At 73.6% G+C, this 13,785-nt stretch carries 11 protein-coding genes; 3 read left to right on the top strand and 8 right to left on the bottom strand.

The features are described 5' to 3' along the window. Nucleotides 1-69: 69 nt before the first annotated feature. On the top strand, nt 70-1,599 hold the full coding sequence (locus tag ACFV9T_RS10335) for a regulator (protein WP_385438232.1): 1,530 nt from the start codon (nt 70-72) through the stop codon (nt 1,597-1,599). 323 nt (nt 1,600-1,922) lie between these two features. Here the strand turns inward: ACFV9T_RS10335 and ACFV9T_RS10330 are convergent, their stop codons facing one another. The 4 genes from ACFV9T_RS10330 to ACFV9T_RS10315 form a co-directional block, all read right to left on the bottom strand. After that, nucleotides 1,923-2,687 (bottom strand): ArsR/SmtB family transcription factor, encoded by a 765-nt coding sequence (locus tag ACFV9T_RS10330; protein ID WP_385438230.1) that lies wholly within the window; start codon nt 2,685-2,687, stop codon nt 1,923-1,925. Nucleotides 2,688-2,749: 62 nt separating this feature from the next. Then, nucleotides 2,750-3,499, bottom strand: a complete 750-nt coding sequence (locus ACFV9T_RS10325) for a nucleotidyltransferase domain-containing protein (RefSeq protein ID WP_385438228.1) — start codon at nt 3,497-3,499, stop codon at nt 2,750-2,752. 293 nt (nt 3,500-3,792) lie between these two features. Continuing rightward, nucleotides 3,793-5,136: an FAD-dependent oxidoreductase gene (locus tag ACFV9T_RS10320; protein WP_385438227.1), complete on the bottom strand. Its 1,344-nt coding sequence runs from the start codon at nt 5,134-5,136 to the stop codon at nt 3,793-3,795. 173 nt (nt 5,137-5,309) lie between these two features. Continuing rightward, complete coding sequence (locus tag ACFV9T_RS10315; RefSeq protein WP_385438225.1) at nt 5,310-6,209, bottom strand: TIGR01777 family oxidoreductase; 900 nt, start codon at nt 6,207-6,209, stop codon at nt 5,310-5,312. A 111-nt stretch (nt 6,210-6,320) separates the two neighbouring features. Here ACFV9T_RS10315 and ACFV9T_RS10310 point away from each other — a divergent pair, with 111 nt between their 5' ends. Then, a complete protein-coding gene (locus ACFV9T_RS10310) occupies nt 6,321-6,851 on the top strand; it encodes a GNAT family N-acetyltransferase (RefSeq protein WP_385438222.1) in 531 nt (176 codons plus the stop codon). A 4-nt stretch (nt 6,852-6,855) separates the two neighbouring features. Here the strand turns inward: ACFV9T_RS10310 and ACFV9T_RS10305 are convergent, their stop codons facing one another. Further along, nucleotides 6,856-7,374 (bottom strand): DUF4240 domain-containing protein, encoded by a 519-nt coding sequence (locus ACFV9T_RS10305; protein WP_385438221.1) that lies wholly within the window; start codon nt 7,372-7,374, stop codon nt 6,856-6,858. A 317-nt stretch (nt 7,375-7,691) separates the two neighbouring features. Between ACFV9T_RS10305 and ACFV9T_RS10300 the strand changes: the two genes are divergently transcribed. Next, nucleotides 7,692-8,621: an SDR family oxidoreductase gene (locus ACFV9T_RS10300; protein WP_385438219.1), complete on the top strand. Its 930-nt coding sequence runs from the start codon at nt 7,692-7,694 to the stop codon at nt 8,619-8,621. Here ACFV9T_RS10300 and ACFV9T_RS10295 read toward each other — a convergent pair whose 3' ends face one another. The 3 genes from ACFV9T_RS10295 to ACFV9T_RS10285 form a co-directional block, all read right to left on the bottom strand. Next, complete coding sequence (locus tag ACFV9T_RS10295; protein ID WP_385438217.1) at nt 8,622-9,602, bottom strand: helix-turn-helix transcriptional regulator; 981 nt, start codon at nt 9,600-9,602, stop codon at nt 8,622-8,624. A gap of 562 nt (nt 9,603-10,164) precedes the next feature. Then, nucleotides 10,165-12,840: a pyruvate dehydrogenase (acetyl-transferring), homodimeric type gene (gene aceE, locus ACFV9T_RS10290; RefSeq protein ID WP_385438216.1), complete on the bottom strand. Its 2,676-nt coding sequence runs from the start codon at nt 12,838-12,840 to the stop codon at nt 10,165-10,167. Nucleotides 12,841-12,933: 93 nt separating this feature from the next. After that, nucleotides 12,934-13,557 carry a GntR family transcriptional regulator gene (locus ACFV9T_RS10285; RefSeq protein WP_385438214.1) on the bottom strand — a complete coding sequence of 208 codons (624 nt, stop codon included), beginning with the start codon at nt 13,555-13,557 and terminating at the stop codon, nt 12,934-12,936. Between the last annotated feature and the right edge of the window lie 228 nt (nt 13,558-13,785).

Raw genomic sequence — 13,785 nt, 5'->3', positions numbered from 1 at the left:
GCAGTTAAATTCACGCCGTTCCACAGAGCGAATCGTTCCACAGAGCGAATCAGGGAGACCGGCAGGCTGATGACGGAACGACCCCCCCAGCGCATCCCCAATCGTCAGCTCGCCGCGCTGATTTCCGAGGCAGGGTTCTCCAACGCCGGGCTGGCCCGGCGGGTGGACCAGCTCGGCATCGAGCACGGCCTCGACCTGCGGTACGACAAGACATCGGTCACCCGCTGGCTGCGTGGCCAGCAGCCGCGCGGCACCACCCCCGCGCTGATCGCGGAGGTCTTCACCCGTCGGCTGGGCCGCCGGCTGTCCGCCCAGGATCTGGGTCTGGACGCCTGTGCGCCGGTGTACGCGGGTCTGGAGTTCGCGGCCACCCCGCAGGAGGCGGTGGACATCGTCAGCGGGCTGTGGCGGAAGGACTCGGGCAGCCACGCGGAGCTGCGGAAGATCGCGTTCACCCCGGCCGGGCTGGTGGTCCCCAGTCGCGACTGGCTGATCGGCAGACCCGACGACCGGGTCGCCCGCGGTGAGCCTCCGGCTGCCGGTGGTGCGACCGTTCCGGCCCAGGGCGGCCGGGCGGCGGCCGCGGGCCGGGCGGTTCCGGCAGGCCGTACGACCGCCACTGCCGGGGCCGCCTCCGCCGAACGGGTCCCCGTGCCCCGGCAGCGGCAGGCGGACCGGGTCCAGCGCGGGCCCGGCCACCGGGTGACCCCGGGCGACATCGCGGCGCTGCGCTCGGTCAGCGAGCTGTTCCGGACGCTGGACCAGACGTACGGCGGCGGCCACGCCCGGCAGGCCCTGGTGCGCTATCTGGAGCACGAGGGCGAGCCGATGCTGCGCGGCACCTACGGCGAGACGACGGGGCGGCGGCTGTTCGGCGCCGTCGCCGACCTGACCCGGCTGGCCGGGTGGACGTCGTACGACATCGCCGCGCACGGCCTGGCCCAGCGGTATTTCGTCCAGGCGCTGCGGCTCGCGCAGGCTGCCGGGGACCGGCCGTACGGCAGCTATGTGCTGGTGACGATGAGCCGCCAGGCCGTCTACCTGGGCCACGGCCGGGAGGCCGTCCAGCTCGCCAGGGTGGCCCAGCAGGGCGTGGGCGGCGGCGCCCCGCCGGTGCTCCAGTCCCTGCTGCACGCCGTCGAGGCGCGCGGGCACGCGGTGCTCGGCGAGGTACGGGCCTCCACCGCCTCCCTCGCCCGCGCCGAGCGGGCGCTGGAGACGTCGCGGCCGGGCGACGACGTGCCGTACTGGGCGCGGACCTTCGACGAGGCGCAGCTGGCCGACGAGTTCGGCCACTGCCACCGGGACCTCCAGCAGTACCGGGCCGCGGCCCAGCACGCGGAGCGCTCGCTGCGGCTGCGCGGCGCCGGGTTCGCCCGCAGCCGCCTCTTCAGCCGGGTGGTGCTGGCGACCGCCCGGCTGGGCCTCGGCGAACTGGAGCAGGCCTGCACGCTGGGCGCGGAGGCGGCGCAGCAGGCCTCCGAGATGCGGTCGGCACGGGCGCTGGACTACGTACGCGACTTCGAACGCCGCCTGGAGCCATACCGAGACGCGGCCCCGGTCCGCGGCTACCGGGAGCGGGTCGCGGCGCTGGGGTAGGGGATGCCTCGCCGACCCGGCGGCAGCCGGGGGAACGGGCGGTCGTGAGTCGGGGGGCGCCCCGGCGGGGCGCCTCCCCGGCGGCGGCCGGATCGGGCGGCTCCGGCGACGCGGCGTGCGGCGGCGCCCCCGGCGGTGGCTGGGGAGCCGGTCGTGAGTCGGGGGCGCCCTCTTGGCGGTGGCCGGGGCGGGTGGCCTCGGCGACGTGGCGTGCGGCGGCATCCCGGCGGTTGGTGGGGGAGCGGGCGGTCGTGAGTCGGTGGGCGCCTTCGTGGGGTGCCTTCCGGCGGTGGCCGGGGAGTGGGCCAGGCGTCGCGGGGCCGTTAGCCGGCGCCGATGCCGAAGGTGCGGGCCAGGCCTGCCGCGCCCGTTTCTGTCACGTCGATCACTCGGCGCCGCGTGCCCCGGCGGATCCAGTCCAGTTCGAAGAGCCGGTCGGTGAGGGCGGCGCCGAGGGCGCCTGCCAGGTGGTGGCGCTGTTCGGTCCAGTCCACGCAGTAGCGGATCAGGGGGCGGCGGCGGGCGCGGAGCTGGTCGGTGTCCACGCCGAACGCGGCCAGCTCGGCCCGCCCCCGGTCGGTCAGCCGGTACGGGGTGTCGTTGCCGGGGGCGGACAGCCGGTCGTGTTCGGCCGTCTCGGGGTGGTGGCGTCCGTCGCCGCCGGTCAGTACGGAGCGTTCCAGCAGGGCGGCCATCAGGGCCACGCCCAGGCCGCCCGCGACATGGTCGTAGCAGGTGCGGGCCCGGCGCAGGGCGTGGGCATGGCCAGCGGCGCGCAGCGAGGTGACGGGCAGCGGCGGCGCGATCCTGGCCAGCGCCTCGATGGCCTCGCCGACGGCGGGCCCAGCCAGCCGGTAGTAGCGGTGCCGCCCCTGCTGTTCGACGCGTACGACACCGGCCTCCAGCAGCTTCGCCAGATGACCGCTCACCGTGGACGCGCTCACCCCCGCCTCGGTGGCCAGCACGCTCGCGGGCAGCGCCCGCCCCTCCGCCAGCGCCAGCAGGATCCGGGCGCGGGAGGCGTCGGCGAGGGCGGTGGCGGCGCGGGCGATGTCCGCGTCGCGGGCGGGGGAGACGGGGGAGGCCATGAGGTCAGCGTAGGACGAGGGCGCTTCGGCACCCGGCGAAGTGTGGATGCCGGGAGGGGCGCTCAGCGCGCCGCCCCGAATGCCCGCTCCGCCTCGGCGATCGCCCGGGTCAGGGTCTCGGGTTCCGGCCGCAGCCCGGCGGTGATCGTGTCGAGGTCGCGCAGGCCCGCCCGCCGCAGCAGCCGCTTCTCGTTGGTGACCCACTCGCCGCGCGCCGCCAGCACCGCGTGCGCGGTCTGCATGGCGGCGGTGGCGAGCGCGCCCGCGACCTCCGTGGCCTGGCCGTGCCGGGCGTACGAGCCGCCTGCGTACGCGAGCGTCAGGGCGGCCCGTTCGCGCCAGAACGGGGGAGCCGCCGCGCGCAGCGGCTCCGGGTACGCGGGGCGGGGCAGGGTGCCCCGGAGCACCTGGTTGTCGCCGAGTTCGGCGGCGAGCAGATAGCTGGGGACGCCCGCGAGGTGGAAGAGGAGCGGTTCCACGTGGAAGCGGCCCTGCCGGGCCTCGGCGAGTTCGTGTTCGACGGCGTCGAGGTCGCGGTAGTGGACGTCGACGTGGCGGCCGTCGATGGTCAGCCAGGCGCCGCCGTTGAAGACGCCACCGCCCCAGCCGCCGATCTCGGAGACCTCGCCCTCCCAGCCGACCGCCCGCAGCTCGGCCGGGTCGAAGCCGCCCCGGTAGTAGAGGGCCAGGTCCCAGTCGCTGTCCGGGGTGTGGGTGCGCTGGGCGCGCGAGCCGCCGAGGGCGACAGCGTGCACGGCGGGCAGCGCGGCGAGCCGGTCGGCGACCTGGTCGAGGAAGGTTTCGTCGGTCATGGTGATGTGATGGTGCGCGGTGTCCGCCGGGCGCTCAAGCGGTTTTCGGCCGGCAACCGGATGAGGACGCGGGGCAGTTGGGTCCTGTCCGGTGGATCTTCGTGGATCAGGCCGCGGCGTCTGGTGCGGGGGCACCTCCCGGCGGTAGCTGGGGGAGCATCGCAAGGCGGCGTACTCGGACGACTCCGACAACGCGGCGAGGTGCGGCCCGCCGCGGCAGCGGCTGATGACACAGCGGCGTCGCGGCCCGCGAAGATCGGCCGGACAGGGCCTTGAGCCCCCGGGCGACGCCGTCAGGCGGCCGCCGCCGGGAGCGCGGGGGTGGTGTCGGAGCCGGGGGTGGCGCCGAAGTCCTGGAGGACCGCCCGGGCGGCGCGGCGGCCGGAGACGAGGGCGCCCTGCACATTGCTGGCGTCGCGGTGGTCTCCGCATACGTACAGCCCGGACAGCAGCCGCACCGGGCGCCGCAGGTCGTGCGGCGCGGGCATGGCGGGCACCGCGTGCGGGTCGTGGTGGGCGGCCAGCAGCTCCCAGTCGGCGGTGGAGGTGCCGTAGACCGCGGCGAGCTGGGCCCTGGCCTGCCGGTCGAGTTCGGCGGCCGGAAGGCCCGCGGCGGCGCCCAGCACGGTGGAGGTGATCAGCACCCGGCCGCCCGGCGCGCGCGAGGGGTCGACCTCGCTGGCGACCGTGGTGTGCGCGACCGGGCCCTGGCCGCCCGCGGCGAGGATCAGCGCGGGTTCGCGCAGCGGCGGCTGGTCGGCGGTGTGGTGCAGCACGGTGACCGGGTGGAAGGCGGGCAGCCGCAGCCCGGGGAGGAGTTCGGCGGCGTCGTGCGCCCCGGTGGCCACCAGCACCGCGCGGCAGCCGATCTCGCCGTGCGCGGCGGTGGTCACGGCGGTGGTGGCGGCCGAGGTGGCGCGTACGCCGGTACGGACGGTCCCCGGCGGCAGGGTGGCGGCCAGCAGTTCGGGGACGGTGGCGGCGCCGCCCGCCGGGAGGCACAGCCGCCCGCGGGCGTAGCCGCGCAGCACCAGGTCGGCGCAGCGGCTGGACGTGTTCAGGCCCGGGTCGCTCAGCAGCGAGACGAGAAGCGGGCGCAGCACGCTCTCGACGGTACGAGCGGGTAGGCCCCGCCCCGCCAGGGTCTCGTGGACCGGCCGGTCGGGGCGGGCGAGGAGGCGGTCCGCGGGCAGGGCGGCGAGCCTGCCGAGCGCGGCACCGAGTCGGGCCTGATCGAGTCCGCCGCCCAAGGGCGCGCGGGCGGCGCTTGCGAGAGCGCGCGCGGTGGTGAGTGCGCCCCTTGTGCCCCGGGAGCCGGTCCGGGAGCCGCGGAGCGCGCCGATCCGCTGCGTACGGCCGTCGCTGTGCACCAGCACCCCCTGCGAGAAGGGGCGCAGGGCGAGCGCGTCGAGCCCCGGGGTGTGCCGCAGTTCGGGGAAGGATGTGTTCACCAGCTGCCCGGTGCGGTCCAGCCGGAAGCCGTCGACCGTATCGGTCGTCATGCGGCCGCCGACCCGGGGCGCGGCCTCCAGGACGGTGACCTCCATGCCCGCGCCGGTCAGCAACTGGGCGGCGGCCAGCCCCGCGAGTCCGGCTCCCACGATGACGACGTCCGTGCGGTGCGCGCTGGTGAGCACGTTCCCTCCCCGGGGTCGGGATGGAGCGGATCGGAACGGTCACGACGGTAAGGGCAAAAACGGTCGATGACAGACGCGCATCGACCGAGCACGGGCGCACAACGGTCGCACGCCGATCGAGTACGGCCGTTCAGGAAGCTCGGTTTCGCCACATCCCGTTCCCTCGCGGACCGTCAGCGCCCTCCGCCCACCGCCGCCTTGAGGGCCTCGTCGACATGCGGGTAGGTGAAGGAGAAGCCGGAGTCCAGGAGCTTGCGGGGGAGGGCCCGGACACTGCCGAGGATGTCCGTGGACATCTCGCCCAGCGCGATCCGCAGGGCCGGGGCGGGTACGTGGAGGAGCGTCGGGCGGCGCAGCACCCGGCCCATGGCCTCGGTCATCTCACGGTTGGTCACGGGGGAGGGGCTGGTGAGGTTCACGGGGCCGCTGAGGTCCGCCGTGTCCAGGATGTGGCGCAGCGCGGCGATGTGGTCGTGCAGCGCGATGAAGCTCCAGTACTGCCGACCGCTGCCCATCCGCCCGCCGAGCCCCGCCTTGAACAGCGGGAAGAGACGGCCCCACGCCCCGCCCTCGGGCGCGATCACCAGCCCGCTGCGGACGAACACCGTGCGGATGTCCGCCTCCTGTGCCGCGGCGGTCGCCTCCTCCCAGTCCTGGCACAGATCCGGGAGGAAACCGTGCCCAGGGGGCGCGCTCTCATCCACCGCGCGCTCCCCCGTGTTCCCGTAGAACCCCACCGCGCTTCCACTCACCAGCACCCGGGGCGGGGTATCCAGAGCGGCCACGGCCTCGGCGATGGCGGCCGTGCCCAGCACCCGGCTGTCCCGCAGCTCCTTCTTGTACGCGTCGGTCCAGCGGTGCTCGCCGATGCCCGCGCCCGCGAGGTGGACGACGGCCTCACACCCCGTCAGCCCGGCGGTGTCGACCCACTGCCGGTGCGGATCCCACTCGACCTCCGCCTCCTCGCGGGGAGTTCGCCGCACCAGCCGCACGATCTGGTGGCCGTCCCGGCGCAAGGAGTGGACGAGGGCCGTGCCGATGAGCCCGGTGGAACCGGTGACCGCGATGCGCATGGCCCCATCCTGCCCCTGATCTTCCGGGGGATGTCGGACGTGCTATCGGTGATGTCGGACGTGCTACGGGGGGATGTCGGGCGTGGGGGAGTGCGTGGCAGAGTGACCCGCATGTCCGAGCCCTCCGCCCCGCCCCAGCCGTCCGCCGTACCCGCGCCGTTCATCCGGCGCGCCGTGCTCGACGACGAGCACGCACTGGTCGCGCTGGAGCGCCGCATCTGGTCCACGCTGCACTCCGTACTACCGGCCCCGGAGCCGCCGTACGACGCCTTCTTCACCCACCGCAACCGCCCCGTCCACGTCCAGGTGGCCGAGCTGGACGGGCGCCCCGTCGGCTTCGTACGGCTGGTCCCGTCGACGCAGCTGGCCTGCAACGCGCACGTCCGCCAGATACAGGGGCTCGCCGTGGACCCGGTGGCGCGCGGCCGGGGCGTCGCGCGGGCGCTGCTGAACGCGGCGTACGAGGAGGCGGTGCGGCAGGGCGCGAGCCGGATCACCCTGCGGGTGCTCGGCCACAACCTTCCGGCGCGGCGGCTCTACGAGTCGGAGGGGTTCGTGGTGGAGGGCGTCCTGCCGGGGGAGTTCCTGCTGGACGGCGCGTATGTGGACGATGTGCTGATGGGACGCCCCCTGACCGGCTGACCCGTCAGCTCCGGAAGCGTTCCCAGAGCCGGGGGTACCGCTCCGCCAGCGCCGCGTCGTTCTCCAGGTCGACCGTCGCGCCGACCGGCTCGTCCGGCCGCTCCGGAAGCCCCAGCTCCGGCAGGACCAGGCCGGTGAGCTGCTCGTACGCCTCGTCCGCCGCGAAGCCCAGGTCCTCGCAGTCGCCGTCCACCTGCTCGTCGAAGTCGTCGAGCAGCTCGGCCAGGGCGTCCGGATCGTGCAGCGCGCCCTCGAAGACCTCCCGGCCCTGGCCGATCAGCCAGTAGCGGAACGCCTCGAAGGCGTCGTCGCTGACGCCGCCCAGCAGCACCCAGGCGGCCCCCCACAGATCCCAGCGGTACGCGCGGTTGGCGCGGGCCTCGAAGTGCCGGGCGAAGTCCAGGACGGAGTCGGGGTCGAGCTGTGACAGCTGCTCGACGAGCAGGTCGGACTGGTCCTCGGGGTCGCCCTCGGCGGTCTCCCGGGCGTGGTCGACCAGCCCCCAGAACTCCGTCTCGTCCATCCGCCCTCCTTTGCTGGGGAACCACAGCCGCGATTATCGCTCAGTGCCATGCATGCGCTACATTCCGTATTGCACCTTCTGTGCCGGTCAGGGCTTGCGTCATGAGGTCGCCTCGGCGGCCAAGTGAGAAGCCCCCTCCCCCGGGAGGGGGAGGAGTCACCATCACGGGACCAGCATGAGTCCCCATGTGCCCAGGCGCACGCGGAGCGGCCCCTCGGGGCCGCTCCAAAGCCGCTTCCCAAACACGACAGAAGATGGCGGGTTTCGCTGTCAGGGTCGATGTGTCCAGCCGAAGGACGCATCGAGAGGACACGTACGTGAGCACACAGGACGCACAGGGGCCACTGGCGGGCAAGGTCGCACTCGTCGCGGGCGCGACACGCGGCGCGGGGCGGGCCATGGCCGTCGAGCTGGGCGCGGCGGGCGCCACCGTCTACGCGACGGGGCGCACCACCCGGGACCGGATCAGCGAGGTCGGGCGGGCGACGGAGACCATCGAGGAGACCGCGGAACTGATCACGGCGGCGGGCGGGACGGGCGTCGCGGTGCCCGTCGATCACCTGGAGCCCGAGCAGGTACGGGCCCTCGTCGAGCGCGTCGACCGCGAGCAGGGGCGGCTGGACGTCCTGGTCAACGACGTCTGGGGCGGCGAGCACCTGATCGCCTTCGGCAAGAAGACCTGGGAGAACGACCTGGCCGGGGGGCTGCGGATGCTCCGGCTCGGCGTCGAGACCCACCTGATCACCAGCTACTACGCGCTGCCGCTGCTGATCCGGAACCCGGGCGGCCTGGTGATCGAGGTGACCGACGGGAACGAGGAGTTCAACAAGACCTACCGGGAGAACCTCTTCTTCGACCTCACCAAGAACGCCCCCATCCGCACCGCCTTCGGGCTGGCGGAGGAGCTGAAGGAGTACGACGGCACGGCGGTGTGCATCTCCCCGGGCTTCCTGCGCTCCGAACAGATGCTGGACCACTTCGGGGTGACCGAGGAGAACTGGCGGGACGCGGTCGAGCGGGAGCCGCACTTCGCCATCGCCGAGACGCCGTACTTCGTCGGGCGCGCGGTCGCGGCGCTCGCCGCCGACCCGGAGCGGGCGCGGTGGAGCGGACAGTCCGTCTTCAGCGGGGACCTGGCCAAGGTCTACGGCTTCACCGACCTCGACGGATCGCGGCCGGACGTCTTCGGGTACTTCCGTGACGTCGTCTTCGGCGGCCAGGAGGGTACGGCTGACGACTACCGGTAGCTACGCGTAGAGGTCTGCCATCCGCCGTGCCGCCTCGGCGAACCGTTCCCGCAGCTCCGGCGGGGCCAGTACCTCCGCCTCCGGGCCGAGCGCGAGCAGCTGGCCGTACGCCACCTCGGCCGACTCCACGGCCAGGGTCACGGTGATCCGCCCCTGCTCGTCCGGCTCCCCGGCCGACCGTACGGCCTCCTCGCCCGCCGTGCGGTCCGTGACGTACGGCAGGCTGCGGGCGGCCCCGGGGGTGAGGCGCAGGGTGACCTCCTCGCGGAGGATCGAGCGCGCGAACTGGGCCGCCCGCTCCTCCCAGAAGGCGGGCAGGTCGAACGTCTCGTCGCGCCGGAAGCGGCCCTCGCCGGGCGCGGGATCGACCGCGGCGAGGCGGTCCACCCGGTAGACCCGGAAGTCGCCCTGAGGGCCGTCCGCGCGGGCCGCCAGGTACCAGACGCCCGCCTTGAGGACGAGCCCGTACGGCTCCAGCTCGCGCCCCACCTCGGTGTCCCGGCGGCGGTAGCGCACCGCGAGCCGCCGGTCGTCCCATACGGCGTCGGCGACGTCCGGCAGCAGCGACGGCGTCTGCGGCTCCTGCCACCAGCCCGGGGCGTCGAGGTGGAAGCGCTGGGCGACCGTGTGGGAGGCGTCGCGCAGCTCGGGGAGGAGCGCGGCGGAGACCTTGAGGCGGGCGGCGGAGGCAGCGTCCGCGAGCCCCATCTCGCGCAGCGCGGACGGCACCCCGGAGAGGAACAGCGCCTCGGCCTCGGTGCGGCCGAGGCCGGTCAGCCGGGTGCGGTAGCCGCCGATGAGGCGGTAGCCACCGGCCCGGCCGCGGTCCGCGTAGACCGGGACCCCGGCCTCGGAGAGCGCGGCGGCGTCGCGCGTCACCGTGCGCTCCGAAACCTCCAGCTCACGCGCCAGCTCGGCCCCCGTCATCGAGGGCCGAGCCTGGAGCAGAAGGACCATCTTGATCAGCCGCGCCGCACGCACCGCCCCATCATGCCGTGCCGCACCGTGTCACCGGAGGTTTTGCCCCCACCCCGCCCCTCCCCGAAACCGGGGCAAGCCCCGGACCCCACATCCGGGGCAAGCCCGGGGTCTCGCGGTTGGGGCAAGCCCCGGGGCCCGTGGCCGGGGTGAGCCCTGGGCCTCGCATCCGGGGTGAGCGCTGGGTCTCGCGGTTGGGGCAAGCCCCGGGCCCCGCATCCGGAGTGAGCCCTGGGTCTCGCGGTTGGGGCAGGCTCCGGGGCCCGTGGCCGGGGCTTGCCCCGGACCGCGCATCCGGGGTGAGCCCTGGGTCTCGCGGTTGGGGCAGGCTCCGGGGCCCGTGGCCGGGGCAAGCCCCGGATCTCGCATCCGGGGTGAGCCCTGGGCCCCGCATCCGGGGCAGGCCCCGGGCTCCGCATCCGGGGTGAGCGCTGGGTCTCGCGGTTGAAGCAAGCCCCGGGGCCCGTGGCCGGGGTGAGCGCTGGGCCCCGCATCCGGGGCAGGCCTCGGACGCCAGGAACCCGGCTCCCATGTGGGGAGCCGGGTTCCGGTGGGGGGCTGGGCCTCAGAGGCCGTAGCGTTCGGCGGCTTCCTTGGGGGCCGTGCTCTTGACCGCGCCCTGCTTGGCGAGCCGGGCCAGGGCGGCGACCACGATCGACGGGACGTCCACCCCGAAGTGGCGGCGGGCCGCCTCGCGGGTGTCGGACAGACCGAAGCCGTCGGTGCCGAGCGAGTACCAGTCCTGCTCGACCCACTGGCTGATCTGATCCGGTACCGCACGCATCCAGTCGCTGACCGCGAGGACCGGGCCCGGTGCGCCTGCCAGGGCACGGGTGACGTACGGGACCCGGTCTTCGCCGTTGAGCTGCGCCGCGTCACAGGACAGGGCATCGCGGCGCAGCTCGCTCCAGGAGGTGGCGGACCACACGTCGGCGGCCACGCCCCAGTCGTCGGCGAGCAGTTTCTGGGCCTCCAGCACCCAGTGGATGGCGGTGCCGGAGGCGAGGAGCTGGATACGGGGGGCGTCGGCGGCGGGCGCCTCGGCCTCGTTGAAGCGGTAGAGACCCTTGACGATGCCTTCCTCGATACCGTCGCGCTGCGGCATCGGCGGCTGCACCTTGGTCTCGTTGTAGACCGTCAGGTAGTAGAAGACGTCCTCGGCCTGCGGGCCGTACATCCGCCGCAGCCCGTCCCGCACGATCACGCCGACCTCGTACGCGAACGCCGGGTCGTAGGCGAGCGCCGCCGGGTTGGTGGAGGCGATCAGGTGCGAGTGGCCGTCGGCGTGCTGCAGGCCTTCACCGGTCATGGTGGTGCGGCCCGCGGTGGCGCCGATCAGGAAGCCGCGGCCGAGCTGGTCGGCGAACGCCCACATCTGGTCGGCGGTGCGCTGCCAGCCGAACATCGAGTAGAAGATGTAGAAGGGGATCATCGGCTCGCCGTGCGTCGCGTACGACGTGGCGGCGGCGGTGAAGTCGGCCATCGAACCGGCCTCGGTGATCCCCTCGTTGAGGATCTGACCGTTCTTGGCTTCCTTGTAGTACAGGAGCTGATCGCGGTCGACCGGGTCGTAGGTCTGGCCGAGCGGGGAGTAGATCCCGGCGGTCGGGAAGAGCGACTCCATGCCGAACGTACGGGCCTCGTCGGGCACGATCGGCACCCAGCGGTGGCCGGTCTCCTTGTCCCGCATCAGGTCCTTGACCAGGCGCACGAAGGCCATGGTCGTGGCGATCTCCTGGCTGCCGGAGCCCTTGGCCAGGGCCTCGAAGGGCTTGGCGGCGGGCTCGGGCAGGGCCACCGCGTGGACCTTGCGGGCCGGGGCGGGGCCGCCCAGCTCGGCGCGGCGCTCCTGGAGGTAGCGGACCTCGGGGGAGTCCTCGCCGGGGTGGGCGTACGGGACGAGGCTGTCGTCCAGCTTGCTGTCCGGGATGGGCAGCTCCAGGAGGTCGCGCATGGCGCGGAACTCCTTGCCGGTCAGCTTCTTCATCTGGTGGTTCGCGTTGCGCGACTCGAAGGTCGGGCCGAGCGTGTACCCCTTGACGGTCTGGGCGAGAACGACCGTCGGGGCGCCCTTGTGCTCGATCGCCGCACGGTAGGCCGCGTACACCTTGCGCGGCTCGTGGCCCGCGCGGGAGGTGTGGAAACACTCGGCCAGCTTGGCGTCGGACAGCGTCTTCGCCAGCTCCGCGAGGGCCGGGTCGGCACCGAAGAAGTTCTCGCGGATGTACGCGGCGTCGCGGGTCGCGTACGTCTGGAACTGGCCGTCGGGGACCTCGCGCAGCCGCCGCGCCAGCGCACCGGAGGTGTCCCGGGCGAACAGCTCGTCCCAGGCGGAGCCCCACAGCGACTTGACGACGTTCCACCCGGCGGCGCGGAACTGGGCCTCCAGCTCCTGCACGATCTTGAAGTTGGCGCGCACCGGGCCGTCGAGGCGCTGCAGGTTGCAGTTGATGACGAAGGTGAGGTTGTCCAGGCCCTCGCGCCCGGCCAGCGCCAGTGCGGCGGTCGACTCCGGCTCGTCCATCTCGCCGTCGCCGAGGAAGGCCCATACGTGGGAGTTGGCCGTGTCCTTGATGCCACGGGCGGCCAGGTAGCGGTTGAAGCGGGCCTGGTAGATCGCGGATATCGGGCCGAGGCCCATCGAGACGGTGGGGAACTCCCACAGCCACGGCATCCGGCGCGGGTGCGGATAGGAGGGCAGGCCCTCGCCGCCCGCCTCGCGGCGGAAGTGGTCGAGGTGCTGCTCGGTCAGCCGGCCGTCGAGGAAGGCGCGGGCGTAGATGCCGGGGGAGGCGTGGCCCTGGATGTAGAGCTGGTCGCCGCTGCCGTCGGCCTCTTTGCCGTGGAAGAAGTGCTGGAAGCCCGTCTCGTAGAGCCAGGCGGCGGAGGCGAAGGTGGCGATGTGGCCGCCGAGGCCGTCCGTGCTGCCACGGGTGACCATCGCGGCCGCGTTCCACCGGTTCCAGGCGGTGATCCGGCGCTCCATGGCCTCGTCACCGGGGAACGCGGGCTCCGCGGCGGTGGGGATGGTGTTGACGTAGTCCGACTCCAGCAGCGGCGGCAGCGCCAGTCCAGTGCCCTCGGCGCGCTCCAGGGTGCGGCGCATCAGGTACGAGGCGCGGTGCGGGCCGGCGGCCTGGGTGACGGCAGCGAGCGAGGCGCCCCACTCGGCGGTCTCCTCGGGGTCCCGGTCGGGGAACTGGTCGAGCGCACTCGGCTGCGTGCTTGCGAGATCGGTCATGCGGTCGACTGTAAGTTCTGATCGATGATCGATCAAAGTAGATGAAGGGAAAAACTTGTCCGTACGGCGAAATTGGCATTCCGTGCCTCGAAATCAGGCACGCGGTGCACAGCCGAGCACATGGGCCTTGACCAGTTCGCCGACCCGGGGATCCCGGCGCCGGAACGCGTCCACCACGGCCTCGTGCTCCTCCGCGTACGACTGCTGAACGGTGCCCAGCCAGCGGATCGACAGCGTCGTCCAGATCTCGATGCCCAGCGACTCCCAGGTGTGCAGCAGCACGCTGTTCCCCGATGCCCGCACCAGCTCCCGGTGGAAGGCCACGGTGTGCCGCACCTGCGCCTCGCCGTCGGCCCTGCGGTCGGCCTCGTACAGCGCCCGCACCTCGGGCTCCAGCGCCGAGGTGTCCTCGGCCAGCCGGTCCGCCGCCAGCTCGGCGGCGATCTGCTCCAGACCGGCCCGCACCGGATAGATCTCCTCCAGGTCGGCTGCGGTCAGATTCCGCACCCGGACGCCCTTGTTGGGCGCCGACTCGATCAGCCGCAGCGTCTCCAGCTCGCGCAGCGCCTCCCGTACGGGCGTCTGGCTGACCTCCAGCTCGGTGGCGATGCGCCGCTCCACGATCCGCTCGCCCGGCTTCCACCGCCCGCTGACGATGCCCTCCACGATGTGCTCGCGGATCTGCTCGCGCAGCGAGTGGATGACGGGCGGGATCATAACGAGCGCTCCTTCGGAACCAGCGGTGAACGGAAGTCATTATCCAGGTGGCACGCATACCAGGTGGCACGGAAGCCAGGTGTACGCAAAAGGGCCGCGCCCCCCCCCGAAGCCCCGGCGGGGGGGGGGCCGAAGGCCGTGGTACGGTACACGAACCCCCACCCCCTCGCACACCGCGCGCGCCAGGTACAACAAGAGCGCGGGGACGTAACCGGCCGCGGCGGCGCC

It is taken from the genome of Streptomyces sp. NPDC059850 (assembly GCF_042731515.1).
Taxonomy (GTDB): Bacteria; Actinomycetota; Actinomycetes; order Streptomycetales; family Streptomycetaceae; genus Streptomyces.
This window is presented reverse-complemented; position numbering and strand designations above follow the sequence as displayed.